This is a genomic window from Corallococcus sp. CA053C, from assembly GCF_003611675.1.
Taxonomy (GTDB): domain Bacteria; phylum Myxococcota; class Myxococcia; order Myxococcales; family Myxococcaceae; genus Corallococcus.
Genome location: NZ_RAWA01000137.1, coordinates 1 through 21,080 on the forward strand (window position 1 = coordinate 1; position 21,080 = coordinate 21,080).

The window sequence follows — 21,080 nt, forward strand, 5'->3', positions numbered from 1 at the left end:
GCCCGAGGAGGCCGCGCCCCCGCCGGACCCCCAGCTCTCCGCCGCTCCGGACGAGGAGGAGGACGACGAGGACGATGACGACGACGAGGAGGAGGTCCGTCCGAAGAAGGGGAAGGGCAAGGGGAAGTCCGCCCGCGCCGAGTCCCCCGACGCGGGGCCCACCGTGCCGATGTCGCCCGCGCTCGCGCAGCTCGTCCGCAAGCTGTCCGCCTTCGAGGCGCTGGTGGAGAGCGAGGACTTCGTGAAGGCCAGCGTCATCGCCGTGGACGTGCTCGCCACCGTGGAGCGCTTTGATCCGCGCGTCTACCTGCCCATGCTCTTCTCCGGCTTCTTCAACGGCCTGAGCCAGCACGCGGACGCCATCGAACCGCTCCTGCACGGCACGGAGTCGCTGGGCTTCCGCGCCCTGGATCAGCTCTACCGCGTGGACCTGGACGCGTTCCTCACCGCCCAGCAGCGCCCGCCCCGGGGCGCCTCCTCCGAGTACGAGGAATAGCCCCAATCCCTCCCATGGAACTGGAGCGTGAACAGCCGGGCCGCAAGCTCACCGTCGAGGAGCGCATCAGCGAGCGCATCCGCAGCTTCGACGTGCCGGCCCTGTTGGATCTGCTCGCCAAGGAGGGCTACGGCGAGGCGGAGGTGGAGTTCCGCAGCCACCGCAGCACCGTGAGCCAGCAGCACCTGGTGCACGCCATCGAGTTCACGCGCCAGCCGCGCAAGCGCGTGGTCATCACCGTCAACCTGGGCCTGCTCAGCGTGCAGACCCCGCTGCCGTCCTTCCTCTTCCAGGCCATGGACCGGCTGGAACACGACGCGATGGCCGACTTCCTGGGTTACTTCGACCACCTGCTGCTGCGGACGCGCTTCGCCGGCCAGTTCCCGGATCGCGACGAGTCGCTGCTGCCCGGCTGGGAGCACTCCACCGCCCACCGGTTGCGCCTGTTGCGCCTGGCGTGCCCCAGCAGCCTGCACTGGCTCTTCGCCAAGGTGTTCCCCGAGGCGGAGGTCGTGGTGCGCCGCGAGACGCGCCGCCAGCGCATCGAATCCAAGGGCATCCGCCTGGGCGCCGCCGCGCTCGGGGATGGCAGCGCGGTGGGCGGCTTCGCCACCGTGCCCACGGGGGGCGTGGAGGTGCGGCTGTTCCTCAACGAGCCCTTCTCCGGCGCCGGCATCCCCTGGGCCGTGGAGGCCCGCCGCCGCCTCAACACCCGCATCTTCCCCAGCCTCGCGGAGACGCCGCTGGCCCTCGCCGTGATCCTCGCGCTGCGTGATCAGTCCAGCCACGCGCGGCTCCAGGACGGCAGCCACCTGGGCTACGAGCCGCTGGTAGGCGGTCCGGAACAGACTCAAGAGGTCCTCCTGTTCTCGGGGGACACCGCACAACTGCGATCATCAGAACCCCGTTAGTCCTGCGATGTTGCTTGGTTGACTGGAATTCCTGATCGCGCCTACGCTGTAATTGTTCACACGCAGGGCGTACTCCCGGGGCGGCTCCAGTAGGACGGGGGGAAAAAGGCGCACTGCGAATGTCAGGGAGTCACCGTGGCCATTCAGGACCAGCTTCCCAAATCCCGCATCACCCTCACGTACCGCACCACCATCAACGGCGAGCAGGAGACGGTGAACCTGCCGTTGCGTCTGCTGGTGTTGGGCGACTTCTCGCTGGGCTCCTCGGAAGACCGCAAGAGTGACCTGGAGACGCGCCGCCTGCGCTCCATCGACGGCCGCAACCTGGACGAGTTGATGAAGGACATGAAGATGTCCGCCAACTTCCAGGTCCCCAACCGGATCAACCCGGATGTGGAGTCGGAGCTGGACGTCACGCTCCCCATCGACCGGATGAAGTCCTTCCACCCGGACGAGGTCGTCAAGCACGTGCCGAAGCTCAAGGCGCTGCTCCTGCTCAAGACGCTCCTGGTGGAGATGCAGTCGAACATCGACAACCGCAAGGACCTGCGCCGCGAACTCTACGAGCTGTTCTCCAAGCCGGAGGCGCTCAAGGAGCTGCTCAACGAGCTGAAGGGCTACGAGAGCATGCGCCTGCCTTCGGGTGACGTGGCCGCGAAGTCGGACGCGCCCGCCGCCGCCGCTGGCAAGCCCGCCGCTGGCAAGCCCGCCGCCGGGGCCGCCGCTGCCACCGCCGCCGTCGCGGCCACCGTTGCCGCCGGGGCCAAGCCCCCGGCCGCGTCCTGATCCTCCTTCCCGCCCTCGACTTCTAAAAGGACTCCGCCATGGCCGAGACCACCTACCTGAAGCGCCTCTTCACCAGTGTCCGGCTCGATCCGCCCCAGGCGTCCGAGCCGATGATCCTCAGCAACTTCGGTGCTGTCGTCGACGAGCAGCAGGTCACCCTGGAGAGCCGCTTCCTCTCCAGCGTCGCCGCGCTGCTCCAGAACGTCGCGCCGGTGGAAGGACCGGACAACACCGCCCGCTTCGACAAGGGCCAGGTGCTGGACGTCATCAGCCGCATCGACCGCATGATCGACGCGCAGATGAACGAGATCCTCCACAACGAGACCTTCCAGAAGCTGGAGTCGTCGTGGCGCGGCCTGGAGGACCTGGTCAACCACACCAACTTCAAGGCGAACATCGCCATCGACGTGCTGGACGTCGCGAAGGAGGAGCTGACCGAGGACTTCGAGAACAACTCGAGCAACATCTTCGCCGGCGCGCTCTTCGACAAGGTCTACATCCAGGAGTACGACCAGTACGGCGGTCGCCCCTTCGGCGCCATCGTCGGCCTGTACGAGTTCTCCTCCACGCCCGCGGACCTGACCTGGCTGCAGCGCATGGCCAAGCTGTCCAACGCGGCGCACGCCCCGTTCATCTCCGCGGTCAGCCACAAGTTCTTCGGCTGCGAGACCATCGAGGAGATGGAGGCCATCAAGAACCTGGAGGGCGTGCTCGCGCATCCCCGGTTCGGCCGCTGGAACGCGTTCCGTGACACGGAGGAGGCCGCGTACGTGGGCCTCACGTTCCCGCGCTACGTGCTGCGCCTGCCCTGGCACCCGGACAAGAACCCGTGCGACGTGCTCAACTTCACCGAGCAGGCGCGCGGCGACTCCGACAAGTACCTCTGGGGCAACTCCGCCATCCTGCTCGCGCGCAACATGGTGAAGGCGTTCGAGATCTCCGGCTGGTGCCAGTCCATCCGCGGCCCCAAGGGCGGTGGCCTCATCACCGGCCTCCCGGTGGACACCTTCTCCCTGCGCGGCCAGGATGAAATCAAGGCCCCGGTGGAGATCGCCATCCCGGACTACCGCGAGTACGAATTCGCGCGCTCCGGCTTCATCCCGCTCGTGTACCGGAAGGGCTCCAGCGACGCGACGTTCTTCAGCACCCAGTCCGCCAAGGTCGCCAAGACGTTCAAGGACCCCAAGGACTCGGAGAACTCGCAGCTCGTCACCAACCTGGCCTACACGTTCTCCATCACGCGTCTGGCGCACTACGTGAAGTGCATCATGCGCGACAACATCGGCAACACGGCCGACGCGGATTACATCCAGCGCCAGCTGGACTCGTGGCTGTCCAACTACGTCACCACCGTGGCGAACCCGGACGACCTCACCGTGCGCCGCTTCCCCTTCAAGGCGAGCAGCGTCGTCGTGTACCCGCGCCCTGGTGAAATCGGCTGGTACGACTGCAAGCTGGCGGTGCTGCCGCACATCCAGTTCGAAGGCCTCAACGTGGAGCTGATGCTCGAGTCGCGGCTCGGTTAAGCCGCACCCCCATTGGGCAGGTGAGAGCCTGCCCTCAACCCTGGAGTGACAGATGCCCCAGTTTTCGCGCAACCTGGATGTGTATCAGGGCTTCAACTTCAAGAAGGACAAGCAGACCCCCGTTGGCTACATCACCGCGCTCACCATCGGTGGCGTGGCGCTGAAGGCGGACCAGGAGACCATCAAGGATCCTGAGAACCCGGACGCGGCCATCGCGGACAAGGTCGTCGCGGTGCTCAACCACTACCTCTGGGATACGGGCGTGACGGACGCCATGTACTTCTCCGGCCAGGTGTCTGTGGCGAACAAGCAGGCCGTGGCGGAGATGCTGCTGGGCAAGTTCAGCAACATCGAGGTCGTCATCAAGTACGTCGTCTACGAGTACGACCCCATCGGCAAGAAGTACTTCAAGTCGAACTTCCTCGACGCGGAGATCAAGGGCCTGCTGGAGAAGAACGGCGATGAGCTGAACATGTCCGTCGCGGACAACGAGTCCCGCGAGGTGCAGTCGCCCAAGAACTACACGTTCCAGATCGGCGTGAAGCCGCAGGCGCTGGAGCAGTCGCTGAACCTGGCCACGTCGTCGACGAAGAAGTTGGCCAAGAAGTGGGGCGTCACGGAGACGGCCAGCTAGCATCCGGTAGCGGAATCAAGTCGCGCCCGGGCCGGGAGCACCCTCGCTCCCGGCCTGGCAGGCGCGAAGAAGAGACAAAGGCGCATGCAGCGGTACAAGCTCGCACGGGTCCGCTGGCACGTCGGCCAGACCCTCCTTCCCGAGCACTTCATCGCGCAGGAAGACGCGCTGGACGCCGAGATCCGGCTCCACGCCACGCTGTCCGGCCTGCCGTTCTACGGCGTGGCCCACCTTGCCTGGAACGAAGCGCTGCTGGCGGGCGGCAGCCTGTCCATCTCCGCGCTCACCGTCGTCACCAAGACGGGCGACCTCTTGGACGTGCCGGGCAACGCCGTCATCGGGCCGCTGTCGCTGGACGCCATCGGGAAGACGGAGTTCATCGTCTACCTGCACGTGCTGAAGGAGACGGTCAGCGCCGAGGGCATCCGCCTGTACGCGGATGATCCGCCGGTGCTCCAGCGCGTGCTCCACAAGCTGCAGCTGTCCTCGGAGCCGGTGCTGGACGGGGCGGTGGCGTCCCTGGGGCTGGCCGCGGTGTCACAGGACGAGGACGGCGCGTGGCGCACGTCTCCGGACTGGGTGCCCGCGCTGCTGCTCGTGGGGCCCAACCCCTTCCTGGAGAAGCTGCTCAACACCCTGGACGACCTGTTGGATCAGGTGCGCCAGCAGCTGCTCACGCAGATCTCGGACACGTACCTGCGGCCGGACCGCGTCACCGACGCGCGCCGGGCGCTCTTCGAAGTGCAGCACCTGCTCGCGCTGCGCAAGGACATGTTCCGGCAGGTGTACGTGCACCCGTACCACCTGTTCGACGGGCTGCGCCGGCTGTACTTCGAGGCGTGCTGCTACCTGGAGATGCTCCCGGACGAGCAGATGCCGGTGTACCAGCACGAGGACCTGGTCCAGGGGCTGGACGGGTGGATCCGCCTGCTCAAGCGCAGCTTCCAGCCGGAGGCCACGCGCTCCACGCACAAGGCCTTCGTGGTGAAGGACGGGCAGTTCGTCTGCGCGCCGCTGCCCCCGGAGGTCCGCTCCGCCAGCGAGGTGTACCTGCTCGTCAAGCGCCTCCAGCCCGGCGAGCACATCCCGCTGGGCGGCGTGAAGCTGGCCAGCCCCTCGCGGCTGCCGCTGGTGCGCCGGCAGGCCCTGAAGGGCGTGGCGCACGACTACAAGGAGCACACGGCGGTCCCGAACGCGCTGGGGTCGGAGATCGACTGGCACCTCCTGGACACCAAGGGCGAGGAGTGGCAGCACGCGCTGCGCGAGGACGGCGTGGCCTTCTACGTGCCCCCCGCGCTCAAGGGCGCCCAGACGTCGCTGTTCTGGCGGAGGACCTGACGCCATGGCCCGCGCCCCCTTCCTGGACAAGTTCGCGGCCCGCACCCAGCGGCCCAACGTGCGCGACAGCCTGGCGCACGTGATGCGCAACATCGAAGCCGTGCTGAACACGAAGAACGGCTACGGCTTCTTCATGCGCGACTTCGGCCTGGGCGGGTACACGGAGAAGCTGGGCACGCGCGAACTGGTGGAAGCGCTCACCGCGGAGATCCAGCAGGAGATCGCCCAGCACGAGCCCCGGCTCGTGGGCCCGGACGTGAAGCTGCGCGGCCGTGACAGCCAGCTGTGGCTGCACTTCGACTGCAAGGGCACCTTCGACGACGTGCCCTGCCACCTGCGCATCGTGTTCCACACCGTCACCGGCCAGGTGCGCGTGCACGTGGAGGACACCTGATGGCTCACGCCGAGCGCCTGGACCTGGGCCTCACGCTCACCATCGGCGGCACGGCGCACGCCATCGCCCCGGCGGACATCCTCGCGTTCGAATTGGATCTGCACGGGTGGGGACACGAGGGCAGGGTGGAGTTCCGCGTCCTCGACGAGACGGCGCACGGCGGGCAGAAGAAGGACAAGCTGCTCGCGGACTTCCTCAAGCCGGACCTGGTGGAGGTGGCGCTGGAGCTCAAGGCGGTGCACTCCGACACGGCGACGAAGCCCACGTACACGTCGCTGAAGGTGAAGGGGCTGGGGCTGGACAAGGCCCTCTCGGAGGAGACCGTCGCGCAGGCGAAGGGCGCGGCCATCACCTACCGCCACTACACCGTGCGCTTCGTGGACGCGGCGCGGCTCCTGTGGACGCAGCACTTCCCGTGCGCGCTCTACACGCAGAAGACCGTGCAGGACGTGCTGGACGCGCACAAGGGCGACAAGATCGCCCTCGCCAACGACTGGGACGCGGCGCTCGCGGCCACCTGTCCGCTGCTCTTTCTGGGATTGTCCCCGGAGTCGGGGGCCAGCTTCTACGACTTCGTCGTGTGGTTCGTGCACGCGCGCAACGGGGTGCTGGCGTACGACTACACGGCACAGGGCTACCAGCTGCGCGCGGCGAAGGCCGCCACCGGCACGCCGCTCAACTTGCGCGCGGAGGACGTGGACACCGTGACGGTGGTGTTCCCGGAGGTGGTGCGCCACGACGTGGCCATCCTCAACGCCGCCGCGGAGAGCCCCAGCAACCGGGCCATCACCAACGCCAAGGCCGTCACCGGCATCCGCCAGGACGTGCTCTTGCGCACGGACATCGCGGACGACGTGCAGAAGCGGGTGACGCTGGAGACGGCGCGCCTCAAGGTGCGCGGCCTGGAAGTGGACCTGGAGTGGAACCGCTTCCCCACGGTGGCCTTCGCGCCCGGCGCGCTGGTGAAGCTGCCCCAGACGGCCGGGTGGGTGGCGTCCGGCGTGCCCGCCACGGAGACCTTCCGGGTGCGCCGGATGACGCTGCGCGCGGAGCCCCTGCCGCCCGAGGACGCCGGGGAAGGGGAGGGCGAGGGCGGAGACGACGCGCGGCGCCCCTCGCCGGACAGCCGCTACCTGTTCACGCTCACCACGCGCCTGGAGCGCAAGGACGAGCTGCACGTGGACCTGCCCGCGTTCGTCACGCCGGTGTACCCGCGCTTCGTCGAAGGGCTCATCGTCAGCGAGGTGGGCGAGGAGACGCACGAGACGTGGCAGGCGTACACGGACACGGCCACGTCGCTGGACAGCTACAAGGTGAAGATGCCCCTCTTCGCCAACCAGATCATCCAGGTGCCCTTCAACGCGAACCTCTTGCCCGGGCACTTCTACTTCCCGGCCTACAAGGGCGCGCGCGTGCTGGTGGCGCTGGACTTCCAGCGGGCGTGGCTCAAGCGGCACCTGGACTGGCGCGCGGGGGCGCGGCTGCCGTCGGACGGGCAGGGCGTGCACCTGCTCGTGGGCAAGACGACCGAGAACGGCACGTCCATGCGCCACTTCTACGACGACAACAAGCCGGTGCTCCGACTCCAGCGCACGAACGCGTCCGACACGGAGAAGATTGAACTGAAGGAAGGCACGCTGCTCATCCTGGTGAAGGAAGAGTCCACGTGAGCACGACCGCGGACGGGGAGGACTGATGGGGACGCTGGTTTGCAAGATCGAGCTGGACAAGGTGAAGGGCATCACCGTCCAGGTCGACAACGCGGACGATCAAATCACCCAGACCGTGGTCATGGACGGCACCAGCATCACCATCACGGTGAAGGGCCCCCAGGAGACGAGCACCTTCGTGCAGAAGCAGGACAGCATCGTCGTCACCGTGAAGGACCTCACCTTCGACACCGACACCATCACCATGAAGTCCAAGGGCGTGTCGCAGTGGACCAGCCAGGACACCCTCACGGTGAAGAGCACGAAGGACATGACCTTCACCAGCAGCGCGAAGCTCACCCAGACGGCCACCAGCGACGCGAAGCTCGCCTCCAGCGCCAACGTGAACATCGAAGCCACGTCCAAGCTGGCCATGAAGGGGAACATGGGCGCGGAGATGGTGACGTCCGGCGGCGAGGCCAAGGTGGACGGCGTGACGCTGAAGCTGGCCGGCAAGACGACGGCGGAGATGTCCGGGGCGATGACCAAGGTGACCGCCACCGGCAAGCTCGACCTGGAGGCCAGCGGCATGGCCAACCTCAAGGGCTCCATCACCAGCGTGGGCGGCTCGCTGGTGAAGCTGGGCTGACGCAGCGGATGGAACCCCATTTGTTCGACGTACGGCGGGAGAGCGGGCGGTGAAGGATTTCTCGGAGAAGATCTACCTCGACTTCCTGTCGGAGCTGGACGGGCTGGAGCGCTTCCGGCAGCGCTTCCAGGAGCGTCACCCCGCCGCCCCCCTGGACCGCGAGGATCCGGACGTGCGCCGCCTCATCGAGGCGATGGCGTTCTTCTCCGTGCAGACGCGGCACGCCACGCTGCACAACCTGCGCTCCACCTGGCGCCGGCTCTTCGCGGGCTTCTTCGACTTCCTCCTGGAGCCCGTGCCCGCCGCCGCCATGGCGCAGGCCGTCCCCACGGAGAAGATGGTGGAGCCGGTGCTCCTCACCCGGGGCACGGAGCTGCGCCTGACGCCCGCGGAAGGGGTGGCCGGCTCGTTCCGCCTCCAGCGCGACCTGCGCGTGCTGCCCATCTTCCTGAAGGCCACGGACGTGGTGCCCCAGGTGCGCAGCGGCCACCGGCTGATCCTCCGCTTCGAGTCCCGCTTCGCGCGCAAGGACCCCATCGACCTGCTCAGCCTGCATGTGCGGCACCTGGACGACTACCGCTCGTCGCTGGCGGTGTTCCACGCGCTGCGCAAACACATCCAGCAGGTGAGCGTGGTGTACGACGAGTCCGCGGACGAGCACTCCGTGGGCAGCCCGTGCGAGGTGTCCTTCAACCGCGACCCGCCCGCGCCAGACGACGCGTCCGTCTACGCGCACCCGTTCCAGCGCCTGCGCGCCTTCTTCCAGTTCCCGGAGCAGCAGCTCTTCGTGCACGTGAAGGTGCCGCCGCCGCGCGCCAGCTCCTGGATGAAGTTCTGCATCTGCCTGGACCTGGACAAGGACTGGACGGTGGGCAAGTCGCTGCACCCGGACTTCTTCCAGCTCTTCACCGTGCCGGTGCTCAACCTCAAGGCGGAGTCCGCGCAGGTCATCGTCGCGGACGGCACCCGCGCGGAGCACCCCATCCTCAGCATGAGCGCGGGGCGCGAGTTCAGCCTGCACTCGGTGACGGGCGTCTTCGAGATGACCAAGGCGGGCCTGTCCCCGCTGCGCCCGGCCTTCCTGCCCGGCAAGGGGCCCAGCTACGAGGTGGACGAGACCTTCGACGAGAAGCTCACGTCGCGGCAGAGCCTCATCGTGCGCATGCCGGAGGCGTTCACCGCGCCGCGCAAGATCGTGTTGGAAGCGCTGTGGCACCAGCCGCAGTTCTCCTCGCAGGCGGCGGGCAGGGTGGAGGTGTCGGTGCCGGGCAGGCACATCGAGGGCTTGAAATGGCAGACGGTGGGCAGCCTCCAGCCCCACCGCGACAGCGTGCTACGGGATGACGTGGAGGCCCTGACGCAGTTCCTCGCCTGGAAGGCGAAGGCCACGCTGGGCCGGGACGAGGTGGTCGCCCTGCTGGGTCACCTGGGGACGCCCGCGGAGAGCCCGTTCCGCCGCGTCCTTCCCTGGCTCAAGGAGCTGAAGTTCAGTGTCGTGCCCGACAGCGCCCTCAAGGGCTCCGGGATCCGGCACGCCTACGAGGCCGTCATGGAGCCGTTCGACTTGAGCTTCGAGCCTGTCGTCATCTGCTTTCTTGAGCAACTGCGGGACCTGCTTGATGCTTGGAACAACGAGGCCTCGGTGGACTTGCGAGCCTCGGTGGCGGGATTGGGGCCGCTGCAGCTACCGACGTAGCGCTCACCATCATGAAACTGGAGCTATGGAATTCGCTTCTGGCCGCGCAGCGCCGCGTGCGCCAGCTCCTCGACCGGGCCCTGCCCGCCGAGCCCGCCCCCGGCGCGCGCCGTCCCCAGGGCAGGGTGGGGCAGGACGCGCTGGATCACCTGGCCCAGGCGCTGCTCGTGGAGCTGGAGCTGTTGCGCGCGGCCTTCGGCGCGGAGCTGCGGCCGGACGAGGTGGAGGACCTGATCCGTCCCTTCGTCTACTTCCTGGATGAGTGGGTGCTGCGCCGGCTGTCGGACGCGGAGCAACATCTCTGGCCGCTCCTGCAGCAGAACCAGTTCCAGGTCGACTCGGGCGGAGACCTCTTCTACGACTTCGTGGACGAGAAGTTGCGCCGCAACGACACGCCGCCCATCGTCTTTGAAATGTTCCGCTTCTGCCTCGCCGCCGGCTTCACCGGACGCCTCGTGGGGCAGCCTGAGCGCATCCGCGACTACAAGGACCGCATCGCCGAGCGCATCCCGCAGCCCGCGTCCCTGCCGCAGGCGATGCCGGTGGTGCAGACGGGGCCGCCCACCGTCTACAACTTCCCCTGGCACTACTACGCCGCGACGGCCGCCATCGTGCTGGGGCTGCCTGTCTTCCTGTGGTGGGCCTCCAATTGAGGCCCTTTCCCACACGCGACGGCCGCGCGCCGTCCCCGGCCCCGACGCAGCCCCCCGCGCCTCCGAAGCCCAAGGCCCTGGCGCTGTTGGATCTGCTGGAGCGGCAGGTGGGCGCGGAGCTGGGCACGCTGCGCGAGGGCGCGCAGCCGCTGCTGGATGAGGTGCGCCAGGGGCTCGTCGTGCTGGAGCCGCCCGGGGACGGGATGCTGCCGTCGCCGCAGGAGCAGGAGAAGCTGCGGGCGAAGCTGTCCGCCACCCTGGAAGAGGCGGAGGACGTGTTGGAGGCGCTTCAGCTGGCCGCGCGTGCCAGCGGACAGGGAAGCAGCTGACCGTGGGGGTGCTCCAGTCCATCGGCGTGGCGTTGAAGGCCCACTGGGTGCTCGCGTTGAGCATCGTGGTGGTGCTGGGCGCCATCGGCGTGGGCGTGGCGCTGTGGTGGCGCAAGCGGCAGCGGCAGCCGGCGGCGCTCACGGGCGGGCAGAAGCCGCTGGCGTCGGGGCAGCTGCTGGCCATCCGGAAGCGGTTCCTGCGCGCGCTGCCGTGGCGCTACCGCGCGTCCGTGCGGGACTTCCCCACGCTGGTGGTGCTGGGGCCCGCGGGCAGCGGCAAGACGAAGCTCATCGACGTGGAGGTGGACTGGCGGCGGCAGGCGCGCCAGTTCATGCCCAGCTTCACGGATGATCCGTTGCTCCAGATGTACCTGGGGCCGGAGGTCGTGGTGCAGGAGGTGTCCGCGCCAGTGCTGGAGGACGGCTCGGCCCATGCCCGCGCCGCGCTCCGCCGGCTGTGGAAGGCCAGCTTCGGCCGGCGCCACGTGGGCCGGGCCGTCATCGTGCTGGACGTGCGGTGGCTGCTGGACACGTCCCCGGACGAGGTGAAGCGCATCACCCAGTTGCTGCGCGGCAAGGTGAACCTGCTCGCGGAGGTGTGTCAGGCGTCCGTGGAGACGCGGCTGTCCCTGACGCACATGGACGCGCTGGAGGGCTTCGCGGACTTCGCGCAGCTGATGCAGAAGCACGGCGTGCCGCTGGAGCTGCCGGTGCCTCCGCCCGGGAGGGAAGGGGAGCTCGCGAACGCGCTCCAGTCGCTGGAGAAGTACCTGGCGCTGGGGCTCACCACGCTGTCGTCGGACGCCTTCGAGCGGCTGGCGTCGTTCTACTCGCGCGGCGGCGACGCGTTCGCGGTGCTCGGGCGCTTCGTGTCCACGCTGGTGGAGAGCGGGTCGCTGGCGTTCCCCCTGAAGCTGGAGCGCGTGTACCTGTCGTCGAACGTGGCGGATCAGCGGGCGGCGGGCGCGCTCGCGGTGCACTCGGCGCAGCCGCCGGATCAGCTCATCGCGCGCTACCGGTGGACGCACCTGCGCCGGTGCGCGGTCATCGTCGCGCTGGGGTGCCTGCCGGTGCTGCTGGCGTACGCGCACTTCTACCGGCTGCTCGTGCGCGCGCAGGACAAGCTGGACGCGTTCCAGGTCACGGTGATGCGGCTGGAGGAGCGCAACCAGAACGTCTCCGGCTCCGTGGTGCAGGGACAGACGACCGAAGCGGTGAAGGCGATGGAGGACCTGTGGGGCGCCACGCGCTACTGGCCACCCCTGGCCCACAGCTTCACCGACGAGTGGGCGGAGCTGCGGGCCCGGCTCGCGCGCAGCATCCGGATGTCCTACTTCAAGCCGATGCTGGAGAAGTGCCAGGACCAGTGCCGGCGCTGCCCTGCGCGCATCCCCGGCTGCCAGCCCGCGCCGGTGTTCAACGCCCGCGCCACGCGCGCCGTGCCCCTCCAGGTGACGCCGGAGCACGAGAGCTGCCACCAGGAGACGCTCTGCCGTCCGGAGCAGGCGCTGTACACGCTTGGCATCCTGTACGCCTCCCGCAACGAGGACCTGGGCCGGTTCGTGATCCAGAGCGTGCGAGGGGAGAGCAAGAAGGAGCTGGGCTGGACGGCGGAGGCCTTCGGGTTGAGCCTGGCCGGCGAGGGCAAGGAGAACAACTGGCTGGACGCCATGGGGCTCGCGCAGCCGATGGTCGCCAACTACGTCATCGCCAGCGACAAGCCCTTCGACGAGAACGTGACGTGGACCCGCTGGCCCTTCGTGTGGCTCACGATGGAGGGCCTGCTGGGCCCGTGGCGCGAACACTTCCTGCAGCTGCAGGCCGTGCTGGAGGCGAAGGAGCTGGACCTGCCCCGGTGGCGGGCGATGCGCGACGAGCGCGAGCAGCTGCGGGCCACGCTGGAGCAGAGCGCCCCCTTCAACTCCGCGCGCCAGGTGATGGACCTCATCAACGCCTCCGACGCGGAGCCGGACGCAAGCCAGCTGAAGGGCGTGGGCAGCCTGCTGGACGAGCTGGACTGGATGCGCGCGAACCGCCCGACGCTGGAGGCCATCCTGCGCATGGAGGACGAGGCGGACACCGCGCTGCGCGCCGCCGAGCGGATGACCGCCGCGGAGCTGCTCACCCGCGCGGACGGCCTCTTCGCCCCCAGTGACGGCGACGCGCGCTACTCCGTGGAGGTGCTCAAGCGCGACTATGAGTTCCGTCCGGTGGACGTGTCGCGGCAGCTCCTGGAGAAGATCCTCCGCTACCTGAAGGAGACGGGGCGCTCGCCGTTCGACGGCAACTCGCTCAACCCGCGCACGGGGGAGACGACGTCGGAGGTCGCGAGCGAAGGGGCAGGGGACGACGACACGGAGTTCGCCAGCGGACAGGCGCCGGTGGTGGGCCGCGTCCTCGGAAAGGCCGCGTTCGACGCGCAGCTGAGCCCCCTGGTGGACGAGTTCACGGAGCGGCTCGCCAAGTCGCGGCTGTCGCGCGAGGAGGCCGTGGAGCGCGCCACCTTCGTGCAGAACAAGGTCCAGACCTTCGCCAAGCGCTACGGCCAGGACCTCTACGCCAGCTACCGGGGCTACCGCTTCCGCACCACGCGGGGCGCGTTGACCAGTGACCTGGCGGCGCTGCTCCAGCCGTCGTCCGCGCTGGAGGCGATGCTGCGCGACGTGGCGGGCCGCGCGAGCGTGGGCCCCCTGGAGAGCGAGTACTACGCCCCGATGCGCGACGCGGTGGCGCCGTTCAAGCCGGTGGTGGCGCTGATGACGCCGGACAAGAGCGGCAGCCTCGCGGAGCTGGCGGCCTACACCACGCTGGTGTCGCAGCTCCAGCAGGAGCTGTCCGGCGTGAAGCCCGCGTCGGCGAAGCCCGCCGCGCCCAAGGACCCCGCTGCACCCGTGGCCGCGGGCGTGACGACGGCCGCGGGAGGCTCGCAGCTGGCGGAGATGTTGTCGCCGGTGGGGCGCGTGGCGCTGAGCATGTTGCTGGAGGAGGAGGACTCGTACCTGCGCCGGGTGGACGCGTGGCTGGATGCGCACGGCATCGTGGGCGAGTTCCGGCTGCCGTTCCGCCAGCCCTTCGTGGTCGTGCGCAACCGGGGCCGCGCGGAGCTGGAGCGCGTCATCGCGGAGCAGTGGGCCTACCAGTCGCGGCGCACGCTGGAGCCGCTCGTGAAGCGCTACCCCTTCAACCCCAGCGCGTCGCAGGAAGTGGATCCGGTGGAGCTGGAGGTGCTGCGCCGCAAGGACGGGGCCTTCTGGCAGTTCGTCACCCAGGTGCTGTCGCCGGTGGTGGAGGAGCGCGGGACGGACTGGTCCCTGCGCTGGCCGCTGAAGTCGCGCCTGCTGCTGCCGCCGCGCATGCTGGCGGTGCTGGGCCAGCTGGGCCGCCTGTCGCGGCTGCTCTGGGATGACGAGGGCAAGCCCCGGCCCATCACCATGCAGGTGCGGCCGCTGCCCCTGCCCACGGCGCCGACGCCGGACAGCTTCGTGACGCTGTCGTACCTGAAGTGCGGTGGGGCGGCGTCGTTCGGGTTCAACCAGCGGCCGGCGTGGGGGGACTTCCCGCTGAGCTGGTGGAGCCCGCAGCCGTCGTCCATTGGCGTGGAGCTGCGCTCGCCCACGCGCGACGGCAAGCGCTACCGCTCCATGGAGATGTCCGAGTCGTCATGGAACTGCTTCCGCCTGCTGGAGTCCGCCACGCTGACGGATCAGCAGAACGTGGTGTGGGTGCTCCCGGGGCGGGGGCTGGCGGCGAACGAGAAGGTGCTGGAGATCAGCTTCGGGCTGCGTGGTGAGCCGTGGGCGCCATTCCGTGGGGTGGTGCCATGAAGGGCAGGACGGTGCGGTTGGCGGCGGGACTCGTCGCGGCGGTGGTGGGCGGAAGCTGCGCGTCGCCCAGCCTGACGGTGAACATCAAGGCCCCGGCGGGCACCAACCAGGGCCGGCCGCTGTACATGCTGATCCGCACGGTGTCGAAGACGACGATGACGGAGGGCTACGCGGACGTCGCGGCCAAGGTCATCAGCCCGGACGAGTCCGTGTTGCAGACGGTGGTCATCTACCCCAGCCGCACGAAGCAGGTGAAGATCCCCCTGCCGCCGGAGCAGGCGGTGGCGGTGAGCTTCCTCTTCACCACGCCCAATGGTGCATGGCAGGCCCTGCTGGATGTGCCGGTGCCGAAGACGGTGGACATCGAGCTGCAGGAGAGCCGCATCCGCACGGACCTGCCCAGGCAGCTGTCCACGCAGGAGTCGGCGCCCACGCCTCCGGAGGCCCCCAAGGCCCCCGCCGCGCCCAAGGCCCCCGAGCCTCCGATGTCGCTCGCGTCCCCCAAGTAGCCAGCAGCGCCGTCCGTCAGGAGGCGAGCGCGTCCAGCCGCGGGCCCAGTGCCTGGAGCGCCGCCGTCACGCGGCCGTTCGCCGCGCCCACCGGCTTCGCGAAGGCCCCCGCCCCCAGCTGGGTGCCAATCGCGTCGAGCGGGGAGAGGAGCTGGGGCTTCGACGTGGTGGCGTCGCTGGTGGCCGCGTCCACTTGCGCCTGGGCGCTCGCCTTCGTGGACTCCGCCCGCTGCTTGAACGCCGCCAGGGCCTGATCCATCTGGGTGGCGAGCGCCGTCTCCGCGCGGGCGCGGGCTTGCTCCAAGGAGGCCAGCGCGGCCGTGACGGACGTGTTCGTCGTGCCCAGGTGCGAATCCAGCTGGCCCTTCGCGGACGTCACCTGACCCTCCGCCGTCGCGCGCGTCGTCTTCATGGCCTGCACGGCCGCGGCGATGCCGGCGCCCACCTGCGTGTCCAGGGCCTGGAGACTCTGGGGCACCTGCGTGTCCAGCGGCGTCACCCGCGCGGCCACCTGCTGCTGCATGGCCTTGATCTGCTGGACGCCCTGTTCCTTCGCGGTGCCAATCTGCGTCACGCCCGTGGCGATCACCTGCGACACCTGGGCCGTGGCCTGCTCGATGGCCTGGAGCACGGACTGAGTCAGCGTGCCCATCTGCGTGACGACCTGGTTCGTGGCCGTGTCGATCTGCGTCTGCGCCTGGGTCTGCACCGTCTCCACCTGCGAGACGATGGTCTGCGTCACCGACTGGAGCTGGCTGCCGACCTGGGCCGAGATGGTCCCCAACTGCGTGGTGATCTGCCCCACCACCTGGCTGATGCCCTGCACCGCCGGGGTCACCAGGGGCTTGGGCAGGTCCGCGGCGGGGATGGCGTCCAGCAGGCCCAGGGCGCGCTCCAGCAGCGCCTCCAGCGAGCCGACAATCTGCTGGAAGAGGGTCTGGATCTGCTCCAGCGCCTGGGGCAGGGCCTCGAACAGCGCCATCACCTGCTGCTTGAGCGCGCTGATGCTGGCCACCAGCGTGTCCAGCGTGGTGAAGGCCGCGTCCAGCGTCTGCTTCAGCGGCGCCTTGAGGGTCTCCACCGCCGTGAGGGTGCCCGTCACCAGCCCGTCGATGGTGGTGCTCACCTGGGTGATGGCGGCCTCGATGCGCTTCTGCACCTGGTCGATGAGCTGCTCCACCGCCACCAGCTGCGCCGTCACGGTGGCCACCTGACCGCCCACCGTCTTGCCCAGCGTCTCCAGCGTCCCCGACGCCTGCGTCTTGCCCGTCGTCAGCGTCGGGGCCACCTGGGTGTCCACCGGGTCCACGATGCCGGCCGCCGTCGCCGCCGCGGCCTTCACCTGATCCGCGAGCGTCTTCTTCTGCGTCTCCAGCGCGGACTGCTGCGTCTGGTGGGCCTGCTGCGTCGTCTTGCCCGCGTTGACGATCTCCTGGTGCAGCGCGGCCAGCGCGCGGACCGGGTCGTTCACCGCGCCGTCCACCAGGGCGGAGAGCTGCGTGCTCTTTCCCGTCGCCGTATCGCGCGACGTGGAAAGGCGCACCAGCACCGCGGCCAGCGCCGCCGCGAGCGTGGAGCCCACGCCCTGGAGGTCCTGGGTGAGCTGCGTGCGCGTCTGTTCGATGAGCGCGTAGCCCTGCGCGCGGCGCGCCTCCGTCTCCGCCTTCGAACCCTTCCGGTTCTTCAGCTTCGCGTCGAAGGACTGCTTGTCCGCGTCGCAGCGCTGGGCCACCTGCTGCTGGAGCGCGGTGAGCTGGCCCTGGGAGGACTCGGCGGACGATTTCGCCTGCGCCTCGAACCCCTGGCTCTTCGCTGTCGCCTCCTTGCCCAGCGACTCCGACGACGCGCGGGCCTTCGCGCCCGACGCGGACAGGGCCTGCTGGTGGCCCTGCACCTCCGTCGCGAGCGCCTGGAAGCGGGAGGAGGGGTCCAACACCTTCACGTTCGCCGCGTTCACCTGCGTGAGCAGCTTGCCAATCGTCCCGTCCACCGTCGGGCGCAGCGTGGCGACGAGGGTCAGCACGCCCTGCGCCAGCGCCTCCACCTCGCCCTTGGCCGTGGTGAGGCGCGGCATCACGCCCGCGCCGAAGCCCTGCACGGTCGCCTTGTGCTTCGCCACCGCCGCTCGCAGCTCGTTCATCGCAGCCCCGCCAGCGCGGCCTTGGCTTCAGCGGCGGAGCTGGAGAGGGCGCCGGTCTGCCCATCCAGTCCGTTGAGCGCGCCCGTCAGCTTCGCGCGGGACTCGGCGGCCTGGCCCTTCACCTTCGCCTCCGCCGCGGAGAGCGCCGCGCCCGTCTCTTCGGAGGCCGCGTTGATCTTGGCGTTCGCCGTCGCCATGGACGCCGAGTAGGCCGCCGTCGTCTCACCCACCGCGCCGTCCACGCCCGCGGTGAGGTCGCCCTTCGCGGTCTCCACCTGCGGCGTCACGTCATACGTGGGCGTGGTCGCCGCGCCGCCGGGCTCCTCCTTCGTCTGGATGAGGAGCCGGCCCTCGGAGATGCGGACGATCTCCGTGTCGTTCGAGTTCACCCGCCCCAGGTTCCACACCGGCTTGGCGTCCTGGTAGTCGTGCGTCATCGCCGTCTGGTTCGTGCCGTTCTTGCCGAAGAGGAGCTGATCCCCCTGGCTGTCCTGGGGCATGCGCACGCCCCCGCCCCAGTCCAGGAAGCGGTGCAGCGCCGCGTGGTCGAAGTGCAGCGCCACCAGCGCGCGCTCGTTCTTGTACGGCGGGAAGTAGAACGTGCCCGGGAACAGGCCGGGCTCCGCGGGCACGCTCACCGTCTTGTTCCAGAGCGGCACCGTCACCCGCCAGTTCGACACCGACGTCTTCGGATCATCCACCTGGAGGTAGATGCGGTCCGTGGCCTCGCCGCCAGGGCTGTGCACCTTGCCCTCGACGTAGATGGGGTAGTGGGGCAGCCGGTACGCGGGCAGCTCCGGCACTGGATCCGACTTCTGCTCCAGGAGCACGGACAGCGTGACCTCGTAGCCCGCCGTCGGCTCCTGCTGGCCGTCGTGCGCACCGGTCTGGAGGCCCACGCCGTCGAAGGACAGCTCCGCCACGCGCAGGTCCTCGCCCAGGCCGGTGAGGTCCGGGCTCCAGAGCGGGCCGTCCAGCTTGATCAGCGCACCCGGGTGCAGCGCGAGCGGGGGCACGTCGTGGAACGTCAGCCGCAGGCGTCGCTTGCGCAGGCGCAGGCGCTCCTTCTCCCGCGACTGGCGCTGCTCGGCCTCCGCCGCGATGGGCGTGCGCACCAGCATGTCGTGCTGGATGCCCGCCACCGCCTGCGCCTGCTCCAGCGCCACCGTGGTCGGCGCGGCCCCGAAGCCGTTGAGCACCCGGGTGCTGTGCCGGATGACGGGGGGCAGCTCCACGTCCACGCGCTCCACGTGCTTGCGGCTGAGCGCCGCGACCGTCCCCGTGGCGGGCTTCTTCGCGGAGAACGTGTACGTGTCCGTGGGGCTCGCGTACGTCAGCACGCCGCCGCGCGTGTCCACGTACCAGAGCACGAAGTCGTAGAAGCTCGCGGACGGGTGGTCATCGCCGATGCCCAGGCACACCAGCGCCTGCTTCGACTCCAACGCGTCCCAGTCGTAGGTGAGCAGCAGGCCGCCCGGCTTGTGCAGGTCCAACAGCTCCGACACCTTCTTGCCGGTGTGCAGCTCCACCGGGCGGTGCTGCTTCCAGAGCACCCGCGCGGGGTCCGCGAACTCCACCGTGTACTGACGGAAGGCCACCGCGACGCCGTCCTTGTTGCCGTGCGCCGAGCCCGCGACGCGCTTCTGCGTCACGAGGCCCTGGACCACCAGCGGCGTGGGCGGCGGGTCGTACACCCCGGACAGGGCCAGCCGCACGCGCACCAGGTCCGGCTTGCTGAACGCGGTGAGCAGCGCCGCGTCCGCCTTCTCCAGCGACGTCCAGAACGTCAGCGAACCCGTGAAGCCCGTGGGCGTCATCCGCAGGGAGAAGGCCTGCACCTGGCCGCCGGGGATCGTGAACGCGGTCTCCGCCGCGGTGACGGTCAGCTCCAGCTTCAGCTTTTCATTGAAGGGGAAGAGGAGCGCCATGCCGTCGTTACCGGGCCTTCGCCTGGACCTCCTCGCGCGTCAGCGCGCCTCGGGCCTCCAGGGCTTCCATCATCCCGCGCATCACCCGGGCCTGCTGCGCCACCATGCGCTCCAGGTCCGCCACCTGCTGCGCGAGCGCCTCCACCTTCGACGTCAGCTCCGCGTCGCGCGGCGCCGGGCCCTGGGCGCGCGGCGGCGGCGTGGGGACGGCCTCCACCTGCTGCGGCGGGGCCAGCTCGAAGGTGACCTCCTCCATGCCGAAGCTCAGCGGCGTGGCGGCCGAGGAGGTGACCTCGCCGTGGTAGTGGTGCCGGATGGCGCGCTCGATGGAGGACGCGCTCGCCACCACCACCTGGAGGCGCTGGGCGGCGTGGAAGGACAGCTCCTGGAGCGACTCCACGTTGGTGGGATCCGACGTGGCCACCGTGAGCGTCTTCGTCGCGGGGTCCACGGCGATGGGGAACACGGTGTAGCGCTCGGCGATGTCCACGCGCAGCGCCTGGAGGGCGGGCGGAGAGGGGACGTGCCGATCCAGATCCACCGTGGGGATGGCGAGCTGGCGCGACAGCGCGTGGACCATGGAGTTCTCGTCCACGTAGCCCATCTGCACCAGGGTGAGCCCCAGGCGGCCGCCCCACTTGCGCTGTTCGGCGAGCGCGGCGCGCAGCTGCGTTTCGGTCAGCAGGCCGGCGTCACTCAATATCTCCCCGAGCCGCCGCTTGCGGTTGGGGCCCGGGCCGGGGGGGACGGAAGGGGGAGCATTCACGGCCGGGCAGCATAGCAGCCAGGCCCGGTCCCGGGCCCTTCGGTGGGTCGCAAACAGGCCAGGGGCCCGGGGATGGGTTAGCGTTGCCTCCATGGTGCGAAGCCCTCTTCTCGCGGCAATCCTCCTGGCCTTCACTGTCGGCTGCGCCTCGCAGCAGCTCTCCGGCTCCGACCTGGACCGGGTCCAGCGGCCGGCCTTCATCTCCCGCATCGAGGACGGCGCGGGCCCCAAGAGCCTCGTGTTCCGCGAGGACGGCGCCTACTCGGGCAAGCTCAAGAAGCTGGAGGACAAGGAAGCGGACCGGCGCCTCACCGTGAAGCTGCAACAGGCCGTGACGCGCTTCGAGCTCTCCGAACGCCTGCGCGTCACCACCCTGTCCCGCCTCCCGGAAGAGGCCCCCTGGACGGACGCGGTGGACCCGGCCCGGGTCGCCTCCGCGCTGGAGAGCTTCCTCGTGGAGGAGGTGCCCGCCAACGCCCCGGACTATGACTTGATGGCCCCGCTGGGCGCGGACACCATCGTGGAGTTCGTCATCCAGGACTTCGGCATGCGCAGCGAGGACGGGCACGCGGGCGCCTACCTCAAGGGTTACGGGCGCATGTTCCGCGTGGATGGCCGCTCCGAGCTGTGGCACCGGACGTTCGACCTGGACGCGGTGGATCAGGGCGCGCCGCACCTGGATCCGTTCAAGGTCGGCAAGGAGCCGGAGCTGTTCCGCCTGGCGATGACGGCGCTGCTGGATCAGGTGGCGGACATGTTCGTGAAGGACATGACGCCCAAGAACCGCAAGGGCTCCGCGCCCACGGGCAACACCGCCCCGGACACCGTGCCCTCCGCCGTCACCCCGCCGGC

At 69.5% G+C, this 21,080-nt stretch carries 18 protein-coding genes; 15 read left to right on the plus strand and 3 right to left on the minus strand.

Annotation, left to right across the window (positions count from 1 at the left end):
* The 14 genes from D7V97_RS44185 to D7V97_RS19450 form a co-directional block, all read left to right on the plus strand.
* On the plus strand, positions 1-496 hold a 496-nt coding region (locus D7V97_RS44185; RefSeq protein WP_304988512.1), incomplete at its 5' end, for a type VI secretion system protein IglI family protein.
* Between the two features lie 14 nt (positions 497-510).
* Positions 511-1,407 carry a hypothetical protein gene (locus tag D7V97_RS19390; RefSeq protein ID WP_120612139.1) on the plus strand — a complete coding sequence of 299 codons (897 nt, stop codon included), beginning with the start codon at positions 511-513 and terminating at the stop codon, positions 1,405-1,407.
* A gap of 135 nt (positions 1,408-1,542) precedes the next feature.
* The gene (gene tssB, locus D7V97_RS19395; RefSeq protein WP_120612140.1) at positions 1,543-2,193 is read left to right on the plus strand and encodes a type VI secretion system contractile sheath small subunit; all 651 of its coding nucleotides are present in this window, start codon (positions 1,543-1,545) and stop codon (positions 2,191-2,193) included.
* Between the two features lie 38 nt (positions 2,194-2,231).
* Positions 2,232-3,719, plus strand: coding sequence for a type VI secretion system contractile sheath large subunit (tssC, locus tag D7V97_RS19400; RefSeq protein WP_120612141.1), 1,488 nt, complete (start codon positions 2,232-2,234; stop codon positions 3,717-3,719).
* A gap of 52 nt (positions 3,720-3,771) precedes the next feature.
* The gene (locus D7V97_RS19405) at positions 3,772-4,353 is read left to right on the plus strand and encodes a hypothetical protein (RefSeq protein ID WP_120612142.1); all 582 of its coding nucleotides are present in this window, start codon (positions 3,772-3,774) and stop codon (positions 4,351-4,353) included.
* An 84-nt stretch (positions 4,354-4,437) separates the two neighbouring features.
* The gene (tssK, locus tag D7V97_RS19410; protein ID WP_120612143.1) at positions 4,438-5,691 is read left to right on the plus strand and encodes a type VI secretion system baseplate subunit TssK; all 1,254 of its coding nucleotides are present in this window, start codon (positions 4,438-4,440) and stop codon (positions 5,689-5,691) included.
* A gap of 4 nt (positions 5,692-5,695) precedes the next feature.
* Complete coding sequence (locus tag D7V97_RS19415) at positions 5,696-6,085, plus strand: GPW/gp25 family protein (RefSeq protein WP_120612144.1); 390 nt, start codon at positions 5,696-5,698, stop codon at positions 6,083-6,085.
* Positions 6,085-7,755 (plus strand): hypothetical protein, encoded by a 1,671-nt coding sequence (locus tag D7V97_RS19420; protein WP_120612145.1) that lies wholly within the window; start codon positions 6,085-6,087, stop codon positions 7,753-7,755. Before D7V97_RS19415 ends, D7V97_RS19420 begins: the two co-directional genes overlap by 1 nt.
* Before the next feature lie 25 nt (positions 7,756-7,780).
* Positions 7,781-8,383 carry a hypothetical protein gene (locus D7V97_RS19425; protein WP_120612146.1) on the plus strand — a complete coding sequence of 201 codons (603 nt, stop codon included), beginning with the start codon at positions 7,781-7,783 and terminating at the stop codon, positions 8,381-8,383.
* Positions 8,384-8,432: 49 nt separating this feature from the next.
* A complete protein-coding gene (locus tag D7V97_RS19430) occupies positions 8,433-10,079 on the plus strand; it encodes a type VI secretion system baseplate subunit TssF (RefSeq protein ID WP_120612147.1) in 1,647 nt (548 codons plus the stop codon).
* Between the two features lie 11 nt (positions 10,080-10,090).
* Positions 10,091-10,732, plus strand: a complete 642-nt coding sequence (locus D7V97_RS19435; RefSeq protein ID WP_120612148.1) for a DotU family type IV/VI secretion system protein — start codon at positions 10,091-10,093, stop codon at positions 10,730-10,732.
* Entirely contained in the window at positions 10,729-11,061 is a 333-nt protein-coding gene (locus D7V97_RS19440; RefSeq protein WP_233582981.1) for a hypothetical protein, read from the plus strand. Before D7V97_RS19435 ends, D7V97_RS19440 begins: the two co-directional genes overlap by 4 nt.
* 2 nt (positions 11,062-11,063) lie before the next feature.
* Positions 11,064-14,885: a type VI secretion IcmF C-terminal domain-containing protein gene (locus D7V97_RS19445; RefSeq protein ID WP_120612149.1), complete on the plus strand. Its 3,822-nt coding sequence runs from the start codon at positions 11,064-11,066 to the stop codon at positions 14,883-14,885.
* Positions 14,882-15,394, plus strand: coding sequence for a hypothetical protein (locus tag D7V97_RS19450; protein WP_120612154.1), 513 nt, complete (start codon positions 14,882-14,884; stop codon positions 15,392-15,394). The genes D7V97_RS19445 and D7V97_RS19450 overlap by 4 nt, the downstream gene beginning before the upstream one ends.
* A 16-nt stretch (positions 15,395-15,410) precedes the next feature.
* Here D7V97_RS19450 and D7V97_RS19455 read toward each other — a convergent pair whose 3' ends face one another.
* From D7V97_RS19455 to D7V97_RS19465, 3 genes are read right to left on the minus strand one after another with little or no spacing between them, the layout of a single operon-like run.
* The gene (locus D7V97_RS19455; RefSeq protein ID WP_120612150.1) at positions 15,411-17,534 is read right to left on the minus strand and encodes a hypothetical protein; all 2,124 of its coding nucleotides are present in this window, start codon (positions 17,532-17,534) and stop codon (positions 15,411-15,413) included.
* A complete protein-coding gene (locus D7V97_RS19460) occupies positions 17,531-19,462 on the minus strand; it encodes a hypothetical protein (RefSeq protein ID WP_120612151.1) in 1,932 nt (643 codons plus the stop codon). The genes D7V97_RS19455 and D7V97_RS19460 overlap by 4 nt, the downstream gene beginning before the upstream one ends.
* Before the next feature lie 7 nt (positions 19,463-19,469).
* Entirely contained in the window at positions 19,470-20,228 is a 759-nt protein-coding gene (locus tag D7V97_RS19465) for a general secretion pathway protein GspE (protein ID WP_233582982.1), read from the minus strand.
* A gap of 91 nt (positions 20,229-20,319) precedes the next feature.
* On the opposite strand from D7V97_RS19465, the gene D7V97_RS19470 reads away from it, so the two are divergent.
* Positions 20,320-21,080, plus strand: a 761-nt coding sequence (locus D7V97_RS19470) for a hypothetical protein (protein WP_199728865.1), incomplete at its 3' end; no start/stop codon positions are given.

What these genes read in the sequence shown, in the direction of transcription:
- D7V97_RS19460 (WP_120612151.1), bottom strand. Translation starts at nt 19,462, where the DNA reads ATGGCGCTCCTCTTCCCCTTCAATGAAAAGCTGAAGCTGGAGCTGACC.
- tssK (WP_120612143.1), top strand. Translation starts at nt 4,438, where the DNA reads ATGCAGCGGTACAAGCTCGCACGGGTCCGCTGGCACGTCGGCCAGACC.
- D7V97_RS19450 (WP_120612154.1), top strand. Translation starts at nt 14,882, where the DNA reads ATGAAGGGCAGGACGGTGCGGTTGGCGGCGGGACTCGTCGCGGCGGTG.
- D7V97_RS19420 (WP_120612145.1), top strand. Translation starts at nt 6,085, where the DNA reads ATGGCTCACGCCGAGCGCCTGGACCTGGGCCTCACGCTCACCATCGGC.
- D7V97_RS19435 (WP_120612148.1), top strand. Translation starts at nt 10,091, where the DNA reads ATGAAACTGGAGCTATGGAATTCGCTTCTGGCCGCGCAGCGCCGCGTG.
- D7V97_RS19455 (WP_120612150.1), bottom strand. Translation starts at nt 17,534, where the DNA reads ATGAACGAGCTGCGAGCGGCGGTGGCGAAGCACAAGGCGACCGTGCAG.
- D7V97_RS19415 (WP_120612144.1), top strand. Translation starts at nt 5,696, where the DNA reads ATGGCCCGCGCCCCCTTCCTGGACAAGTTCGCGGCCCGCACCCAGCGG.
- D7V97_RS19425 (WP_120612146.1), top strand. Translation starts at nt 7,781, where the DNA reads ATGGGGACGCTGGTTTGCAAGATCGAGCTGGACAAGGTGAAGGGCATC.
- D7V97_RS19405 (WP_120612142.1), top strand. Translation starts at nt 3,772, where the DNA reads ATGCCCCAGTTTTCGCGCAACCTGGATGTGTATCAGGGCTTCAACTTC.
- tssC (WP_120612141.1), top strand. Translation starts at nt 2,232, where the DNA reads ATGGCCGAGACCACCTACCTGAAGCGCCTCTTCACCAGTGTCCGGCTC.
- D7V97_RS19390 (WP_120612139.1), top strand. Translation starts at nt 511, where the DNA reads ATGGAACTGGAGCGTGAACAGCCGGGCCGCAAGCTCACCGTCGAGGAG.